Genomic DNA, 18694 nt, shown 5'->3' with positions numbered 1-18694 from the left:
ATTATTATTGCCGCAACCAACCGTCCCGATGTTCTGGATTCGGCGCTGTTGCGTCCGGGACGTTTTGACCGACAAGTGATGGTGGATGCACCGGATCTGAAGGGACGCCTTGCGGTTCTGGAAGTTCATGCGCGGAATAAGAAAATTGCCCCCGAAGTCTCGCTGGAAAACATTGCTCGTCGAACTCCAGGCTTTACAGGTGCTGACTTAGCGAACCTGCTCAACGAAGCTGCCATTTTGACTGCCAGACGGCGGAAAGACGCGATTACAGAGCTAGAAATCAACGACGCCGTTGACCGGGTGGTAGCGGGGATGGAAGGCACGCCGCTGGTGGATAGCAAGAACAAGCGATTAATTGCCTATCACGAAATCGGTCATGCTGTGATCGGCACTCTGTTACCCGGTCACGATGCGGTGCAGAAAGTCACCCTTGTACCACGGGGTCAAGCACGAGGACTGACCTGGTATACTCCGGGTGAAGAGCAGGGTTTGTTTTCGCGATCGCAGCTGCTGGCTCGAATTACTGGAATCTTAGGCGGACGCGCGGCGGAAGAAGTCATTTTTGGCGACGATGAAGTGACAACGGGTGCCTGGAATGACTTAGAGAAAGTGACATCGCTGGCGCGGCAGATGGTCACGCGCTTTGGAATGTCCGATTTGGGGCCGCTGTCGTTGGAAACTCCGAATGGGGAGGTATTCTTAGGGCGCGATTGGGGGAGCCGTAGCGAGTATTCTGAGGAAATTGCGACTCGCATTGATACTCAAGTCAGAACAATTGTTGAGCATTGTTATAAGGAAGCTTGTCGGCTGATTTTGGAAAACCGAGTCTTAGTAGACTATCTGGTAGATCTTTTGTTAGACCAAGAAACGATTGAGGGCGATCGCTTTCGTCAAATTGTAACTGAACGCGCCCAAGTGCCTAAGAAAGAGGTAGCACTTCCTTAATTACCTTAATTAAAAGTGCTTGTTCTTTAAACAGAACACTTCTATAAAAGAACTCGTTTTCTTGAAAAAAACGGGTTCTTTTATTACTAAGGTTTGAACCTGCCAATCTTTGGGGGGTTCCTGTATAACGTTTCTCAGTTGAGTGCAATATATTACGGTTTCTAACAAGTAGGGACATGGCATTGCCATGTCCCTACTGATGTATTGCACCCAGTCCTTGAATTGCTTTTGTCTTAGGTAAGAAGGATTGAGCCTAAGAAAATGTTGTCACGTCGATCAATAATCAATCGTTCGTTGTCCCTGACGTTTCCACCACGATGTCTGACTTCTAGACGGTTGAAGCAAACGTTGCCCAACTTGCCGAACATTACCGGGTTGTTGAGCATACATTGCTTTAAGAACCTGAGCCGGATCTACATAGTTATCGCCATACTTTAATCCCCAGTGGAGATGAGGGCCAGTAGTGCGCCCAGTCATCCCTACCCGACCAATCCGGGCACCTGCTGGCACTTGTTGCCCTTCCCAAACTACAAGACCCCCGCTGCGATCGATGAAATAACGACCGCCATTGGCGGTTTCCACGCTTCCTTTCATGTGACAGTAGACGTGCCGCCACGCACCGGACTCCACAGTAATTGAGGTGCCACAAAGTCTATCTTGTGAGACTTTCACGACTTTTCCTGCCCACCAGTTACGAATGTAACTTCCTTCAGGTGCAGCAATGTCTAAACCCCGATGGAATTCCAAACCCCCAGAACCAGAAGGAGAGCGACGGTAGCCAAATGCAGAAGTATAGCCTTGAAAATTTTCAACTGGGAAAGATGCCCCTTGCCAACTATTGCCAGTTAATGCCGAACTTGCTCTAACTTCCAATGCCTCAACTGATTTTGGCTGTAATTCTACTGCTGGCATTAACCACGCTAAAGGCAGCCCTAATAAAAATAGAAATCGTCTTGGATGGAGAAAGCGGTTTTGAAGGTTTTGTGGTACGGACCCTTGCTGCATTGCTTTACTCTTCGTTTGCCCAAATTAAGATCGATAACCGAGAACTGTGGTGCTTATCTACGCAGCCAATTAACCGAAAGATGTTACTTTAGATTGCTGCCGTGTCAAGTTTGACAGTCAAGCCTTTAGCTGGGGTCTGTCTCTGGGTGGAAATTGTCGGCACCTCACAACTTTTTCCGGTAGTGAGGAACAACCTATATTCACGGATTCTTGACTTTTGTTAAAATCCCTGAAGAGTAACTACTATAGTGTTGTAAAACCCATGCTGATTGAAATTCTACCGTTTAGATTCGAGCTGAATGCGACCGCGATCGCGGGTGCAGGTCTATGGTCGCTGGCTTTATATCTCGGTTGCTCTCCGGTCAGCGAATGGGTTATGGAGCAAATTAATCGCTGGTTTAACTTCGCTGAGCGATCGCTCTACACTTCACAAGAAGAATTTGACAGAACTCGCAAGGGTAGAGAAGCTCAAAATGCCTTCTATGCTTCTATTTTCAGCATTGTGCCTTTTTTCCTGATTGGCGCGGTTTGCAACTACGGAGTAGAACTTGGCTTAGGGCGCAGCTGGGCAATCAGTATGGGAATGCTGGCTTGTGTCGGTTGCGGGATCTACGAACTAGGGCGTCGTAGTGCTTAAAAATTAAGCATTTTGTCTTTCTAACTCCTCACAAACTAGCTTTGCCAGTTTTTGGGCAGCACCCGCTTCACCTCGAATGCTGCGGAGGCGATCGCGCATTTCCTGCAATTTTTCAGGATGATTTAAATAGTCCAAAGAAAATTCTGCAACTTCTGCCGCTTGGAGTTTACCGAGTAATTCTGGAACTATCTGGGTTTTTGCCCAAATATTAGGCCAAGCATATAAACGCCCTTGTTCCATGACTTTTTGCATGATAATCCAGTTGATCGCTTTGGCAAAACTAGAACCGAGAACTGGCAAATTAGCAAGTAATCCCGGCAACCCATCCCAGCTTCGCATGGCGTCCAGTTGTTGAGTTGGCAATAAGACAATCATCGGGACGGCTAAAGCAGCGAGTTCAGCAGTATTGGCTCCTACGGTCGTAAAACACAGAGAACATTGAGATAGTAAGTCATAAGCTGGCGATCGCGTCCACAGTTCTACTCGCACTCCCGCTGCTGTTTTTAAATACGGAAGTTCTGGCGGATCGGGAGTTATGAGTTCTGCTGTTGCGCCTTTGACTAACTCAATCACTGGATTTTGCCTAGGATCGGCGAATCGAGCTAAAGTTTTTAGATCCAAAGTCGGCGCGACGGGGATCACAAAGCGAGTTTGGGGACGTTTAGCATAGATGCATTCTGCGATCGCCAAGCACAAAGGCACTCCTTGAGCAAGTTTTGCTGGTTTCGACCCAGGCAATAACCCAATCGTTTCGCCCGGATAGATTGCCTCGGAAATTTCTAATTTTTCATTTTTAGTGTTTAATTCTGCCGCTTCTGCCATTAAATCCCCGACAACCGAAAACTTATGAGCATATTTCTGGGGAACGCGGGCGACGAGTTCCGGTTTCATGACGCCAAATCGGTCAATCAAACTGTGCCAACGGGCGTCCCACTCCGCATAAATCACTGTGCGATAACCCAAGCGTTTGCCAATGACGACGGGAAAGATTTGATCTCCACCAAGAAACAGAACCACACCGCGATCGCGCCAATCCCAGTTTTCCGCCGTCTTTCCCCACAGTAAGAACTCCCAAAACTTCTCTGCCCCCTGTACTCGGTCTACTTCCGGGTAAGACTGGGCAATTTCTGCTTCTTTGCCACTCGCGTTGGGACAAGGAGACAGAACGACCGAGATCCGCACTGCCGAACGGTCATCCCCTAGTTGTTCCCGTAAAGCTTTTACCACAGGACGAACCCAGGTCGCTAACTCCCCAGGGCCATTTGAAAGAATCAAGATGTCCGATATTGGCATTCCACGCCTCTCCAAAACTTAATACTTATTTGCAAAAAAATGAGTATGCACTTTCATATTTGTCAATAAATATAAAAAATTGTTGCAAAGTTTTTATCGAATTGTGTCAGATAATGCCCAAACCCCGCACTGGGTAAGCATTTTTTGGTAAAAACACTTCATAAGCCAATCAATCATCAGAACCCAGAATTCAGAAAGATGAGCGATCGCCTCAGACTTCTGTATCTTTAATTCTGCCTTCCTAAATAAGAGAACACGTTATCATTTGGAGCCTACGCGAATGTTCACTCACGTCAAGTCCACCATTCGCCACATTGCCCCAGACAACCTACGGGGGCGATCGCTACTCAAGGTGGTCTATGTCGTGCTAGAGCCGCAGTACCAGAGTGCCCTCTCAGGAGCGGTTCGCTCAATTAACGAGAACCATCCCGGCTTAGCCATCGAAATTAGCGGCTATCTGCTTGAAGAATTGCGCGACCCGGAAAACTACGAGGGTTTTAAGCGAGACGTTGCGGGTGCCAATATCTTTATCGCTTCCCTGATTTTTATTGAAGACTTAGCCGATAAAGTTGTTGCGGCAGTAGAACCCCACCGCGACGCGCTTGATGTCGCTGTTGTCTTTCCATCGATGCCGCAAGTGATGCGCCTGAACAAAATGGGCAGCTTCTCGATGGCGCAACTGGGGCAATCCAAGAGTGCGATCGCCCAATTCATGCGGAAGCGCAAAGAAAAATCCGGTAGCGGCTTCCAGGATGGGATGCTGAAGCTGCTGCAAACTTTGCCCAAAGTTCTGAAATACCTGCCAATGGACAAAGCGCAGGATGCTCGGAACTTCATGCTCAGCTTCCAATATTGGCTAGGCGGTTCCTCAGAAAACCTAGAGAACTTTCTGCTGATGCTGGCGGATAGATACGTTCTCAAGGGTGTAGAGACGCGCCGTGGCTCGTCTTTCCAATACAAAGACCCCGTCACCTATGTTGATATGGGGATCTGGCACCCCTTGGCACCCCAGATGTTTGAGGATGTCAAAGAATATTTCAACTGGTACAACAGCCGCAACGATATTTCTGCCGATCTCAAAGATCCCCTGGCTCCCTGTGTGGGCTTAGTGCTGCAACGCACTCACCTCGTCACAGGCGACGATGCCCATTATGTGGCGATGGTGCAGGAACTCGAAGCAATGGGCGCACGGGTAATTCCCGTCTTTGCTTCCGGTTTAGATTTTTCTAAGCCAGTTGAGGCTTTCTTCCTCCAAGGCAACCAGACAATCGTGGATACGGTGGTATCCCTGACCGGATTTGCCCTGGTCGGTGGTCCTGCTAGACAAGATCATCCCAAAGCAATTGACACGCTCAAACGCCTGAATCGCCCCTACATGGTGGCACTGCCGCTGGTATTTCAAACAACAGAAGAGTGGGAAAATAGCGATTTAGGGCTGCATCCGGTGCAAGTGGCATTGCAAATTGCCATCCCCGAACTAGATGGAGCGATTGAGCCGATTATCCTTTCCGGAAGGGATGGAGCCACTGGGAAAGCGATCGCCCTTCAAGATCGCATAGAAGCGATCGCTCAACGCGCCTTAAAATGGGCAAACCTGCGCCGCAAGCCAAAACTCCAAAAGAAAGTTGCTATCACCGTCTTTAGCTTCCCACCGGACAAAGGTAACGTCGGGACAGCTGCTTATCTGGATGTATTTGGTTCCATCTACGAGGTGATGAAAGCCCTCAAGCAGAACGGCTACGACCTCCCAGAACTTCCAGAGTCAGCGATGGCGTTGATGCAAGAAGTCATCCACGATGCCCAAGCACAGTACAGCACTCCGGAACTGAATATCGCCTATCGGATGTCAGTGCCAGAGTATGAAGACTTAACGCCTTACTCTCAGCGGCTAGAAGAAAACTGGGGCAAACCGCCTGGACATCTCAACAGTGACGGGCAGAATTTATTAATCTTCGGCAAACACTTCGGCAACGTCTTTATCGGCGTCCAGCCGACCTTTGGCTACGAAGGCGATCCGATGCGGTTGCTATTCTCCCGTTCTGCCAGCCCCCATCACGGTTTTGCCGCTTATTACACCTATTTAGAGCGAATTTGGAAAGCCGACGCCGTGCTGCATTTCGGTACGCATGGATCGCTGGAATTCATGCCTGGTAAGCAGATGGGGATGTCTAACGAATGTTACCCCGATAACTTGATTGGGAATACTCCCAATCTTTACTACTACGCGGCGAATAACCCCAGCGAAGCTACCATTGCCAAGCGCCGCAGCTACGCGGAAACCATCTCCTACTTAACTCCCCCGGCAGAAAATGCTGGACTCTACAAGGGTTTGCAAGAATTGAGCGAGTTAATCGGTTCTTACCAAACCCTCAAAGATACGGGACGGGGTATCCAGATTGTTAACACAATTGTGGATAAATCTCGCATGGTGAATCTAGATAAAGATATCGCCTTGCCAGAGAAAGACGCCAAAGAGATGACTGCCGAGGAACGGGATACCCTAGTTGGTTTGGTGTACCGACGACTGATGGAAATTGAGTCGCGGCTATTGCCTTGTGGTTTGCACGTCGTTGGAAAACCGCCGAGTGCAGAAGAAGCGATCGCGACCTTGGTCAATATCGCCTCTCTCGACCGCAACGAAGAAGAAATTCTTAGTCTTCCCCGCATCATCGCCAACAGCATCGGACGCGACATTGACGACATCTATAAGAACAACGACAAAGGCATCTTAGAAGATGTCCAACTGTTGCAAGACATAACCCTTGCCACTCGTGCCGCTGTTTCCGCCCTCGTCAAAGAACAAACTGACGCCGATGGTCGCGTTTCCCTCGTTTCTAAGCTCAACTTCTTCAACATGGGCAAGAAGGAACCTTGGATCGAGTCCCTGCATAAAGCAGGCTATGCGAAAGTTGACCCAGAAGCGATTAAGCCTCTATTTGAGTATTTGGAATTCTGCCTTCAGCAAGTTTGTGCCGACAACGAACTGGGTGCCTTACTCAAAGGCTTAGAAGGGGAATACATCATCCCCGGTCCCGGTGGCGACCCCATCCGCAACCCTGATGTCCTGCCTACAGGCAAAAACATCCACGCCCTCGACCCCCAATCTATCCCCACCGCAGCCGCAGTCAAATCCGCCAAAGTCGTTGTAGACCGACTGCTAGAACGGCAACGGGCGGAAACAGGTGCCTATCCCGAAACCATTGCCTGCGTCCTCTGGGGAACCGACAACATCAAAACCTACGGTGAATCTCTCGCCCAAATTATGTGGATGGTCGGCGTTAAACCCGTGCCAGATGCTTTGGGACGAGTCAACAAACTGGAACTGATTCCCCTGGCTGAACTCGGTCGCCCCCGCGTTGATGTCGTCATCAACTGTTCTGGTGTCTTCCGCGACTTGTTCATCAACCAGATGAACCTACTCGACCAAGCCGTGAAGATGGCAGCAGAAGCCGACGAACCCCTATCGATGAACTTTGTCCGCAAACACGCCTTACTACAGGCGGAGGAAATGGGCATCAACCTGCGTCAAGCGGCAACTCGCGTTTTCTCCAACGCTTCCGGTTCTTATTCTTCTAATATCAACCTGGCAGTAGAAAACAGCACTTGGGAAAGCGAATCTGAGTTACAAGATATGTACCTCAGCCGCAAATCCTTCGCCTTCACTTCCGATAGTCCAGGCACAATGGAACAGTCGCGTCAGATTTTTGAAGCAACGCTGAAAACAGCTGAAGTGACGTTCCAAAATCTCGACTCTTCCGAGATTAGCCTCACGGATGTTTCCCACTACTTTGACTCCGACCCCACCAAGGTTGTCGCCACTCTGCGCGGCGATGGCAAAACCCCAGCATCCTACATTGCTGACACTACCACTGCCAACGCCCAAGTCCGCACGCTATCAGAAACCGTCCGCTTAGATGCCCGTACCAAACTACTAAATCCCAAGTGGTACGAAGGGATGCTAAGTCACGGGTACGAAGGTGTCCGCGAACTCTCGAAGCGCTTAGTAAATACGATGGGTTGGTCTGCAACCGCTGGTGCTGTCGATAACTGGATTTACGAGGATACAAATACCACGTTTATCCAAGATGAAGAGATGCGGAAGCGGTTAATGAACCTCAATCCTCACTCTTTCCGCAAAGTTGTCGCAACCTTACTTGAAGTCAATGGTCGCGGTTACTGGGAAACCAGTGAAAGCAACTTAGAGATGCTACGCGAATTGTATCAGGAGGTCGAAGACCGGATTGAAGGAATAGAATAGTCGGTAACTGAAACCCATGTAGAGACGCAATTAATTGCGTCTCTACAGGAGTTAAATCATCCAAAATCTAAACCCTAATGTCGGTATGACTGCCCTAACCGTCAACTTCAACCCGATTATTAAGCTGACAGATGAGCAATTTTTTCAGCTTTGTCAAGTAAATGAAAATCTAAGGTTTGAGCGCACTGCTACGGGAGAATTAATCATCATGTCACCCGCCGGGGGAGAAACAGGAAATCGCAACGCCGGACTAACTGCTCAACTTTGGATTTGGAACGAGCAAAATAGATTGGGTAAAGTTTTCGATTCCTCAACAGGTTTCAAACTCCCCAATGGTGCGGATCGTTCTCCTGATGCTGCTTGGGTGAAACTGGAACGATGGGATGCGCTAACTCAGCAGCAGAGAGAGAAATCCCCCCCCATTTGTCCTGATTTTGTAGTTGATTTACTTTCACCGAGTGATAGTTTGAAAGTCGCTCAAGAGAAAATGAAAGAATATCGAGACAATGGCACTGTTTTAGGTTTGTTAATTAACCGCAAATCCGAACAAGTAGAAATTTATCGCCAAGGTCAAGAAGTAGAAGTGCTGCAATCTCCTACTACTTTATCCGGAGAAAATGTTCTCCCTGGATTCGTACTCAATCTTGAACCAATCTGGTAACAACTAGCATAAATGAAATCTATCTGAGGAATTAGTACGAATGCTAGAAAACATAATTGAGAGAGTTTTATCGGAGTACCCAATCGTTAGTAAAGAAAATTTCAAAAAGCATTTATTTGCTAGTTATCTGAGAAATAATGTACTAGTTTGGTTAGATACTTATCTAAAGCTTCCAGATATTTATAGCATCGAAGCATCCCCAGGAAACGGCTCATGGGCAAATATCCCTTGGATTGCTATTTTCAACAAGCTCGTCACAGAAAGTGTAAGGTTTGGTTTTTTCGTTGTCTACCTTTTTCGTGCTGATTTTTCTGGTGTCTACCTATCACTTATTCAAGGTACAGCATCTCAGAAAAAAATTTACGGACTCGGACGTTCAAAAGAAGTTTTGCGAAATCAAGCCAAGATATTTAGAAGGATGATTTTGACGAAAATTGATATAAATATTTATGAGAAAATTGACCTTAAGCTTGAAGCAATTCCTAAAGAAACCACTGCTAGACGATTAGGACAAGCTTACGAAGCAGGTAATATTTTAGCTACTTATTATTCTAGAGATGCGTTACCATCATCTTAAAAAATGCTTGAAGATTTATTGAAATTTATTAATATCTATGAAGAATTAATTGAAAATCAACCTTCTGAGGCTCCGGGAAGTGATTCCTATTCTGAAGAAGTTTGGCTGGAAGACTTAACAAAGTATAGGATTCATCGAAGAGTAGAGAGAAATCAAGCTCTGTGTAAGAAAGCAAAAGAAATACATGGATATATATGCAAGGCTTGCGGATTCGATTTTGAAAATCGTTACGGAGAAATTGGAAGAAACTATATAGAGGCTCATCATATTGTTCCAATTTCAAGTTTAGAAAAAACTAAAGTTCAGCTAGATCCATCAAAAGATTTTACTGTTTTATGCTCTAACTGTCACCGCATGATTCACCGAATAAAACCTACCCCAAGTTTAGAAGAGTTCAAAGCAATAATCAGAACATAAAGAAGACTATTAAGCGATCGCATCCATCTTGCCCAAAGCGCGATCGCGTTTATCTTGCCCAAAGCGCGATCGCTTCTCTTTCTCATGCCAAAATCGGAGCAGCTTAATTACCTCTGTTGCTGATGAAACGGTTTTTTATTTTTCGTCATACGGCGATAGCATCCGTACTGGCTGTAACAATATTGGCTTGCAACGCCAAAACCACTCCCTTATCCAGGGCAAATACACCCAGTTCAAACGCTTCTCCATCAATTAGCAAAGATGCAAATGGCTTAGTTAAGATTCAGTCGCTACCCGTCGATGCAAAGTTTCAGAACCAGTGGACGCCTGAACTGGAAAAAGAGTTTCAGCAAAGAGCGAATGAGGTTATTCGCTACTACACGGGTAAAAAATACAACAACAACAGCGGGGAAAACGAAAAGCAAACTTATCCCCTCGCCATGTTTGACTTTTTAGCTGGGAACCGAGAGAAAGCGATCGCTTTTTTAGAAAAGGAAGACAAACAAGCCAAAGATAACGCCCACACTGACGGTATTGACTATTACTATTCTTTTACTCTCAAAGGTCAAATTAGAAAATATTTCTTCTTCGGTAAATTTCTAGATTCTGCCTACAAACAACGGATGTTTGACGGGGCAAAAAAATGGACGGAGAAAGATCCCAATGGTCGTCCCCACCCGATTTATGGGAGAGGTCGTGGCGGTGATGGTTGGGGGCCAAAGGTGCGTGGTAGCTGGGTAGACGGGCGCAATACCGATAATCTTAGAGCGATGCGCGAGATATCGGTTTATCTAATGGCGGAAGAAACGGGTAATGAAGAGGTGCGCCAGTTATACAAAAAGAAAATTAAGCGATATGTCTGGGCACTTTATCACATCGGGATGGGCGAGTGGGATTCAGAAAATTACCACGGTCATACCCTAGCTGCATATCTGAATCTCTACGATTTTGCGAAAGATCCGGAAGTCAAACAACTTGGTAAAGCTGCTCTTGATTGGCTTTGCGCTGCTGGAGCAGTGAAGTATTATCACGGCGGTTTTGGAGGGCCTACTAAACGAGATTATGGCAAAAGTAATGTCGTGTATGGTTCATCTGCCGCTCGTTTGCTCTGGCTATATTTTGGGGATAATTCGCTGGCTAATCCTAAACCAGAACACGATTCAATTCACGTCATTACTAGTGCTTATCGTCCTCCACTCGCAGTTGTTGCATTAGCTCGTAAGCAGTTTAAGAAGCCGATTGAATTACTCGCTACAAAACCAGTTTATGAAAATTGGAAACCTGGAGGAGAAGACCGACCGGGTTATTGGGAAACTACATTTTTTGGCAACACTTATCAGATGGGTAGTATAGCCGGTGAGTTTAGCGATGGTGATGTTGGCCCTTTCAAATTGATGGCTGAAGATTCTAAGCGAGGGGTTGATTATTTTGTCGTTAACACGGGCGACGACAGAATGAAGTCCGGGAAAGATCTAGGCGATCAAATAGGACAATACCGCAACTTGGCGCTTTGGCTACGACCTGCTTCTGATAAATCCTTTTTCTTTCAGCTACCTAAAACAGCGAAATTAGAAATAGAAGACAAGCTTTGGTTTATTAAATTAGAAAAAACTTGGTTAGCCATTCATCCAATTAATCTTAATTCTTCTACTACTGAAGTTAAAGTTCAAGATAAGAAAGCGGCGCAGCTTTATCAAGATGAAAAGATATTAAAAGTAACCACGACAGACAATCAATATGCTGGCTTTGCTCTAGAAGTAGGCGAAGCAAAAACGACGGGTAGTTATGAGAATTTTAAAAAAGCTGTAAAGACTAAGACTCAGCTAGATTTAAGCTTAATAGCAACGGGCACCGTGCAGCTCAAAGGAACAACTGGCGATACTCTCAAAATCACACATAATTCTAAGAACGAGCTACCAATTCTTATCCGGAACGGCGTCCAGCATAACTGGTTTGAAAATTTTGAACTCTACAAGTCGCCTGAAGGGAATAGCCCCATTTCTCTTGGCTGGAAAACAGGAAAACTTCGTGTTGAAGCGGGTGGTTCAGTGTTTGAAGAGACTGTTTCAAAGGATGGGAAGGTGAGTTTTTAATTATTTTTTAAACTCAAAGGTACGCGAAGGTTCACGCAAAGGTTCGCAAAGTTAAAAATTTTTCTGTGCTTCTGTGCGATTAACTTTGTTTGTCACACTTTACGCTCTGTAACTAGGGTAAGGCTAATCCATTCCCCTTTATCGCTATAGCGGCGAATCATTCGCTGACGCAAATCAGGCTTCAATAACCAACCTACTTCTAGAACAAAAGATTGACCCGTTTTTACTTGCAGGGGACAATTGGAAGAAGCACCATCCGGTAAGAACAACACTTGAACGGGTAGGGAACCTTGCTCAAAGCGGAGAATGTTACCGTTCATTCTTGCAGTTGAGGTAAAAGTACGATCGCCAAAGCTCAATTGCTGAATTACGTTACCACTCTCTTCATAATCAACTTTGAGTGTAGTGGAATAAGTATCGGGTGAGCGATAATCTGGATAGATTGTTACTGCTTCTCCCTGCCATTCTCCTATCAGTTGGTCTAGGGTTAGATGTGGTCGCTCCGGAACGTCTGAATCAGCTAGCTTCTCTCGAATTAAAGTAATTTTATCTAATTGACCGTCTCGATTAAATATCTGCACTAGGCGCAGACGCCGGTTGCCGTCAATTAAGCCGAGTTCAGCTCCAAATTCGGAAAAAGGAGCGAGTTGAATCGAACCTTGGGAAAAAGCTCCATTTTCAAAAAATAGAACGCTTTTTCCTAAAGAACTATATTCGAGAACTTTCTCGTCTGGGAGTTGACCGGGTGGTAAGCGGCGGATGATTTGGCGAATCGTTTGGTTATTGTCTAGACCTTCTAGGGAAACAACGGTAGGAGTATCTTCCAGTAATTCTCCCGTAGGTGAGAGGCGGGTAAATGAACCTTGCCATTCCCCTAAATTTTGCAGCAAACGTTCCCATTGTGATGCCATAAAAATTTTTAATTTTTAGTTTTGATTTTTGAGTTTTAACTGCCAACTATCGCAAAGCAAAGCGGCGGACAGCAAACAAACTTCCCATTAAGCCGACTGAACCGCCTAAACAAAGCAAAATCAGCGGCAACATTAAAACTTGTAGAGGACTTAATTGCAGTCCGTTCGCCAGAAATTGAATAAAATCGGGTTGGGCTGATAACAAATTGCTCAAAGTACGCTGGATAGTGCTAATCAGAATCCAAGCGATCGCTGCCCCAACTAAACCAAAGCTAATGCCTTGTAATATAAACGGTAGATAAATCCAAGCGGTCGTTGCTCCCACCAGTTGCATAATCTCGATCTCACGCCGTCGGGCCATCACAATCAGGCGAATCGTTGTGGTAATTACTGCAACTGCGGTCATCGTTAGGACAGTAGTGATCGTAAGACTGACATAGCTCAAACCTTTATTGAGCTGAGCCAGCCGTTGTACCGCCTCATCGACATACTGCACGTCATCTACCCCTGGCACTTTCCCCAGCTTCTGCGCCAAGACAGGTACTGCCTCAGAAGTCCGCGCCTTGACTTTCAGCTCATCCACCAGAGGATTTCCTTCGAGTTGCTGGGTGGCACCATCAATCTCTGACATTCCCAGCTCTTTGACCAAGGATTCCCAAGCTTGCTCTTTGGAAATAGTTTTTACATCGACCACTTCTGGCATTTTTCCCACGATTGGGGCAACAAGTTCCACCCGCGCTCCGGGATCTAAATATACAGATACTTCCAACTGGCTGCCGAATTGAGTCAGCAAACGCTCAAGCTGCCAAGATGCCTGTAAACTCATGCCGAATAAAAACAGCAAAACAGTAACGGTACTGATTGCCGCCCAATTCATCCAACCTCCACGCCGCAATCCCAGGAGGGTTTCGCGCAGCAGGTAGTCTAGTTTGCTCAGAAATTTAAACACGAATTTCCTCTTCAACCACAGCCATCATCAGAGAGTTTATAGCATGGGCGTTCGATTCTTTGAAGAATAGATTATTAGAGCTGCATTAGATTCTACTCTCCCAAACTGCTCCCACTTGCCTTGAAAGTCTAAGGTGTTGTAGTATTTGTAGTATAAAGTGTTGATAATTATGCTTAAGTTATGAATCAGTATCGTTTTAAACGCTCATTCTCTACTGACTCCAGTTTAAGTAATAAGTTGTTTGGCTTGGTTGAAATCGTATTTTCTGGAATAGGGGAATTGGCAGAATGCGGGAGAAAATTAGGTGCATCTTGGGAAGAGGCTTCGACTCCTTTTATTCGCTTCCATGAGGACATAGCTATTACCCATATAGGAGTGTTAGAAATTCCTATGCAAATTATGGGACAAATGGTGACGGTGGGGGGAGTACATGGAGTATGCACGAGGACGGAATTTCGCAGGCGCGGCTACTACCGCGAAGTGATGGAAGAGGCGCTAGAATATTGCGATAAACGCTACGAGACGCTGGTATTGACAACACCGAACCCAGAGTTTTATACGCCTTTCGGTTTTCGTAAATTAGAAGAATACGTGTTTAAAGTTAGATGGGATTCTCGGAGTAGCAGGGATGGTTTTAGAATACTGAATTTTGATAATGACAAAGATTTGAAATTGTTACACAGACTATTAGAAACTCGGACACCTGTTTCTAATATTGTTGGAGTTGTGAAAGAGAAAGCCGTATTTTGCTTCAATGAAGGAAGTCGCCCTATATACTATGCAGAAGATTTGGATTTAATCGCTTGCATGGAGATAAAAGAGACTCAACTCCACCTTTTTGATATCGTGGCAACGCAGATATACCCATTGAAAGAAATTATCGACAGAATACCCCAAACCATTGAAGACATCACGATATACTTTAGCCCTGAACTTTTGGATGCAGGAGATATCAGGGCGTTTCCCCACGCATTTGATGAGACAGTGCTAATGGTGAAGGGGAAATTTGCGGCAGAGGGAGAAAAATTTATGCTACCGCGTTCGGCGCGTTGTTGATGAAAGTAGGTGTTGGGGAAGAGAGTAAGTGAGTTAAATAGTAAGGGAGCCAACAACTGAGAACTGTTAAGATAAAAAAACTCCACCCATTGAACATATAAGCTGTATCTGCGAGCCAGAATGCTATGACGACTGAAGTTGCCGTCGAAAAGAAAAAGTTAGAAAAACCGCCATTAGAAATTCACTATATGGGCGATCGCGTCCTGCGTCAGCCAGCTAAACGTATTGCCAAGGTAGACCAGGAAATCCGGCAGCTGATTCGGGAGATGCTGCAAACCATGTACAGCGCAGATGGCATCGGTTTGGCAGCGCCTCAAGTGGCAGTGCAAAAACAGCTGATTGTCATTGACACCGAACCGGATAACGCTGCTAATCAGCCTTTAGTGTTGATTAACCCGACTATCAAGAAATTCGGGCGCGACTTGTGTATGTTTCAAGAAGGCTGTCTTTCTATTCCTGGCGTTTATATCGACGTGAAGCGCCCGGAAATGGTGGAAGTGGCTTTTAAAGACGAACAGGGCCGCCCCCGCACCATGAAGGCGACTGGGCTACTCTCCCGTGCCATTCAGCACGAGATGGATCACCTCAATGGCGTGCTGTTTGTGGATCGGGTGGAAAATGCGATCGCTTTGAATGAGGAGCTGAAAAAGCATGGCTTCTCTGCTCAAGCTGTCAAGCCAGTAGCTTAAGGATATCACCGCCCATGATGACCCCGAAAAGTGGTGTATTTTTGCTCGGTTCTTGCGTAGCAGCGATCGCTGCCGTTGGCTCCATTTTTGAACTCGCTTCTGGAAACCCCGACTTGGGCAACTTGCCTACAGGGATCATCCTGGCTGCCAGTATTCCTCTCGTAGGATTTCTGTTCTATGCCGCAGTTCGGGAAGCCAACTCTCACCAATAAATAGCATTGAATCAGGGTGATAGAAATCAACAAAAATCACCTACCAAAGCTTGAGACCCGATTTCTTGAAGAAATCGGGTTTCTTCTGATAGGTTTTTTTGTAATGATGTGCTGAGTTGTTAGCTTTTAGCCGGACAGAGGGGGTCAATCCCAGCCTCTACAACTCCCCACTAATTGCTAAGCTATCGCTAATCGCTTTCTCGCAATCTACTAAAATGACAGGCCAGAGCTACACAAGTGGGTTTCTCCGGCTGCTTTCTACTGGTGCTGCTGGTACGCCGCTGCCCCCATACTTGCTTCCGCTCGATCGGGAGGTCGTGATTGGGCGCGAACCCAGTTGTCAAATTGTGTTGGATTCTAACCAACATGGTGTTGTATCCAGGCGTCATGCGGCAATCCGTCCCCTTACTCAGTCGGGAGTAGCATCCAGTTGGCAAATTTGCGACCTCAACAGTGCCAATGGTACCTACGTGAACGGGAGACGCTTACAGGGATGTCAAATGTTGCACGCAGGCGATCGCATTGAGTTGGGACAAAACGGCACAGAGTTTATTTTTGAGTTTCAAACTCCCTCAATCAGAACTCAACTGTCGTCTCAGCCATTCGCACCAGCGCAGCCATCCCAGCCGGAAGGAGTGACATTTACCCAGTTATTTCCGATTTTTTCCACCGGACGAGATTTAACGAAAAAAGCTTATCTAGTACCGGGGATGGTCACAGTCGGATTTGTGGTCTTGATGTTTGCCGCTGTCGGTGAGTCAGTGGTATTCAATCTGTTACTGGCAGCTTATCTGGCTTGGGCAGCTTATTACTTTGTCTACCAACTTTGCGGCAAGCATAAGCCTTGGTGGGTACTCCTGGGTTCAGCGGTCACAACCGCCTTGATTTTGGTGAGTCCTGTCTTGCTGGCTTTCATCTATGTTTTTCGCCGTGTTTTGCCCGGAGACGTAGAAGCAGTACTCCGAGGTTCGGAACAGGTGAGTTTGATCGACTTTCCCGGTTTGTTGATCCGAATGTTTTTCGGGGCAGGATTAATGGAGGAGTTGCTCAAGGCGTTGCCAGTGCTGGGATTGTATTTAATTGGGCGAGGATTTCGCTCTCCCTTGCGCGATCGCATTGGCGTCTGGGAACCCCTGGATGGAATCCTGCTGGGAACCGCCTCAGCAGTTGGCTTCACCCTGTTGGAAACACTGGGTCAATACATCCCCCAGATTATCCAAAATGTGACACTACAAGCTGGAGAAGGTGCTGGAGAATTGGTGGGATTGCAACTCCTGATTCCCCGAATTTTAGGATCGGTGGCAGGACACATGGCTTACAGCGGCTATCTAGGCTATTTCATTGGGCTGAGTGCCCTAAAACCCAAGAAGCGCTGGACAATTTTGCTGATTGGTTATCTGACAGCATCAGGACTCCATGCGTTGTGGAACGCTACAGGCGCTGTCAGCGGCTTGTTGTTGGCGGTGGTGGGAATCATTTCCTATGCCTTTTTGACCGCAGCAATTCTCAAAGCGCGGGCTTTATCTCCAACGCGAAATTCAAATTTTGCCACCCGTTTTACTGCCCCGCCATAGTTAGTAGTGCAATTAAAAATTAAGAATGTATAATGGCAAGTCTTACATTTTGCATTTTTAATTTTTAATTTCCTTGCACCATTCTAAAATTCGATTCCACGCCCACCAAGGATCGGGATCTCCGGTTTGACGCTGACATTCCTGACTACTGATGTACCCAACATGACCGCCATATTGCGTCAGTACTAAAGTAATGTCAGGATTGCGATCGCTAGCCGCTTGCAACTCAGGCACAATTGAAGGGTCAAACATCGGATCGTCAGCGGCGTACAGAATTAGAGTCGGTTTTTTCAGGTGAGGTAACAGGTGTAGGGCACTACTAGCGTCATAATACGCTTCGACGGATGGAAAGCCCAATCGCCCGATTACCAATTCATTATCAAAGCCCCAAATGCTGTTAGCCTGCTCAATCGCTGCGGGATCGATGGCTTCAGGATGAGCATGATGAACGCGCCAAGCCAGTCTTTTCAATTCTCGCGCGATCGCTTGTTCTAAATACTTACCCAACGGGTGTTTCACCAAATAGGATAGGGAACGGTTAGAATCCAGGCTAGGACAAATCACCGCAGCCCCGCCAATCTCCCTTTCCTGCAACCCTAGTTCCTGACTTTTCCCGCTTAACAACTCCTGTGACGCTTTCACCGCCCATAGCGCCAGTTGCCCTCCCAACGAGTAACCCGTGAACCAGAACGGTGCAGGACAACCCATCGCCTTAGCTTGGGCAGCAATGCAGACAAAATCTTCTCCCTCGTACAAGCCATCAGAAGTCAAGGTCGGAGACAACTGAGCGGTTTTCCCGTGGGCACGCCAATCAAATAGCACTACTGCATAACCTTGTGCAAATGCCTTGCGCCCCAACAGTCTCAGAAACCATTGATTCTCCAAATCGCCGGTAATGCCATAAGTCCCCACAATCGTACCGTGAGGGCGATCGGGGATAGCAACCCATCCATAAATCGGCACGTCTCCGGCACCTGTAAAAGTTGTCTCCTGGTAACTTGGCTCCGGATCTACAGTCATCTTCTCCCATTCGCGCCCTGCCCGCAAAGCAGTATATAAGGTCATTGACAGACCATTTCTCAGCAACCAAGGCGGTGTATAGGACAAATTCGGCATCAACAAGCGCATCTGTGGAGTTCTGAGCATGAGCTGAGCATTACTTAATACAGCTTAACAAAGTAATGCTGGGTGCCTACAGCCTAATTGAGATAGTGAAAAGTAATCATTCTAGAGGTATCAAGATATGCGCCTTTACACTTCTATCTTGTAACCCCGAAGAACGAGAAAGCCCTCAATTATAGAATAGACCTCCTGCATGAATCAGTGAGTATGTGCCAGTTCGTAGTTCAACAGTCCCGCAATCAAGTTGAAGCGTAAGCCAAACCGCTTTCTACGATTGCGATAGCGTCCCGAAAAG

At 46.6% G+C, this 18694-nt stretch carries 16 protein-coding genes and 1 pseudogene; 11 read left to right on the top strand and 6 right to left on the bottom strand.

The annotated features are described in order from the left end of the window. On the top strand, positions 1-945 hold a 945-nt coding region (locus NC997_RS26525; RefSeq protein WP_190526638.1), incomplete at its 5' end, for an AAA family ATPase. A 276-nt stretch (positions 946-1221) separates the two neighbouring features. On the opposite strand, the gene NC997_RS26520 is transcribed toward NC997_RS26525, so the two are convergent. Then, the gene (locus tag NC997_RS26520; RefSeq protein WP_347275884.1) at positions 1222-1857 is read right to left on the bottom strand and encodes a M23 family metallopeptidase; all 636 of its coding nucleotides are present in this window, start codon (positions 1855-1857) and stop codon (positions 1222-1224) included. A gap of 355 nt (positions 1858-2212) precedes the next feature. On the opposite strand from NC997_RS26520, the gene NC997_RS26515 reads away from it, so the two are divergent. Next, positions 2213-2587: a hypothetical protein gene (locus NC997_RS26515; RefSeq protein WP_190410880.1), complete on the top strand. Its 375-nt coding sequence runs from the start codon at positions 2213-2215 to the stop codon at positions 2585-2587. Positions 2588-2590: 3 nt separating this feature from the next. On the opposite strand, the gene NC997_RS26510 is transcribed toward NC997_RS26515, so the two are convergent. Further along, on the bottom strand, positions 2591-3880 hold the full coding sequence (locus NC997_RS26510) for a lipid-A-disaccharide synthase (RefSeq protein WP_190526636.1): 1290 nt from the start codon (positions 3878-3880) through the stop codon (positions 2591-2593). 280 nt (positions 3881-4160) lie between these two features. Between NC997_RS26510 and NC997_RS26505 the strand changes: the two genes are divergently transcribed. The 5 genes from NC997_RS26505 (at position 4161) to NC997_RS26485 (ending at position 11886) form a co-directional block, all read left to right on the top strand. Beyond that, a complete protein-coding gene (locus NC997_RS26505; RefSeq protein ID WP_190526634.1) occupies positions 4161-8138 on the top strand; it encodes a magnesium chelatase subunit H in 3978 nt (1325 codons plus the stop codon). A gap of 85 nt (positions 8139-8223) precedes the next feature. Beyond that, positions 8224-8799 carry a Uma2 family endonuclease gene (locus NC997_RS26500; RefSeq protein WP_190526632.1) on the top strand — a complete coding sequence of 192 codons (576 nt, stop codon included), beginning with the start codon at positions 8224-8226 and terminating at the stop codon, positions 8797-8799. Between the two features lie 40 nt (positions 8800-8839). Then, on the top strand, positions 8840-9376 hold the full coding sequence (locus NC997_RS26495) for a DUF3578 domain-containing protein (RefSeq protein WP_190526630.1): 537 nt from the start codon (positions 8840-8842) through the stop codon (positions 9374-9376). Between the two features lie 3 nt (positions 9377-9379). Beyond that, on the top strand, positions 9380-9793 hold the full coding sequence (locus NC997_RS26490; RefSeq protein WP_190526628.1) for an HNH endonuclease: 414 nt from the start codon (positions 9380-9382) through the stop codon (positions 9791-9793). A gap of 122 nt (positions 9794-9915) precedes the next feature. Continuing rightward, on the top strand, positions 9916-11886 hold the full coding sequence (locus NC997_RS26485; protein ID WP_190526626.1) for a hypothetical protein: 1971 nt from the start codon (positions 9916-9918) through the stop codon (positions 11884-11886). 92 nt (positions 11887-11978) lie between these two features. On the opposite strand, the gene NC997_RS26480 is transcribed toward NC997_RS26485, so the two are convergent. Together NC997_RS26480 and NC997_RS26475 are read right to left on the bottom strand one after the other, a co-directional pair. Beyond that, the gene (locus NC997_RS26480) at positions 11979-12797 is read right to left on the bottom strand and encodes a DUF3598 family protein (RefSeq protein ID WP_190526625.1); all 819 of its coding nucleotides are present in this window, start codon (positions 12795-12797) and stop codon (positions 11979-11981) included. 46 nt (positions 12798-12843) lie between these two features. After that, a complete protein-coding gene (locus NC997_RS26475; RefSeq protein ID WP_190526623.1) occupies positions 12844-13746 on the bottom strand; it encodes a permease-like cell division protein FtsX in 903 nt (300 codons plus the stop codon). A gap of 180 nt (positions 13747-13926) precedes the next feature. Here NC997_RS26475 and NC997_RS26470 point away from each other — a divergent pair, with 180 nt between their 5' ends. The 4 genes from NC997_RS26470 to NC997_RS26455 all read left to right on the top strand — a co-directional run bounded on the left by NC997_RS26470 (position 13927) and on the right by NC997_RS26455 (position 17277). Further along, positions 13927-14802, top strand: a complete 876-nt coding sequence (locus tag NC997_RS26470; protein WP_190526621.1) for a GNAT family N-acetyltransferase — start codon at positions 13927-13929, stop codon at positions 14800-14802. Positions 14803-14927: 125 nt separating this feature from the next. Then, on the top strand, positions 14928-15491 hold the full coding sequence (gene def, locus NC997_RS26465; protein WP_190410870.1) for a peptide deformylase: 564 nt from the start codon (positions 14928-14930) through the stop codon (positions 15489-15491). 17 nt (positions 15492-15508) lie between these two features. Next, a complete protein-coding gene (locus tag NC997_RS26460; RefSeq protein WP_190410931.1) occupies positions 15509-15703 on the top strand; it encodes a hypothetical protein in 195 nt (64 codons plus the stop codon). 215 nt (positions 15704-15918) lie between these two features. Further along, on the top strand, positions 15919-17277 hold the full coding sequence (locus tag NC997_RS26455) for a PrsW family glutamic-type intramembrane protease (RefSeq protein ID WP_190526619.1): 1359 nt from the start codon (positions 15919-15921) through the stop codon (positions 17275-17277). Between the two features lie 57 nt (positions 17278-17334). Here NC997_RS26455 and NC997_RS26450 read toward each other — a convergent pair whose 3' ends face one another. Then, entirely contained in the window at positions 17335-18393 is a 1059-nt protein-coding gene (locus NC997_RS26450) for an alpha/beta fold hydrolase (RefSeq protein ID WP_190526640.1), read from the bottom strand. Between the two features lie 204 nt (positions 18394-18597). Further along, positions 18598-18694: pseudogene (locus NC997_RS26445) on the bottom strand (IS5/IS1182 family transposase); the annotation flags it as partial.

This window comes from Trichocoleus sp. DQ-A2, from assembly GCF_039961915.1.
GTDB lineage: Bacteria > Cyanobacteriota > Cyanobacteriia > Cyanobacteriales > FACHB-T130 > FACHB-T130.
The sequence above is the reverse complement of the archived record's forward strand: the minus strand, read 5'-3'. Positions and strand labels throughout refer to the sequence as shown.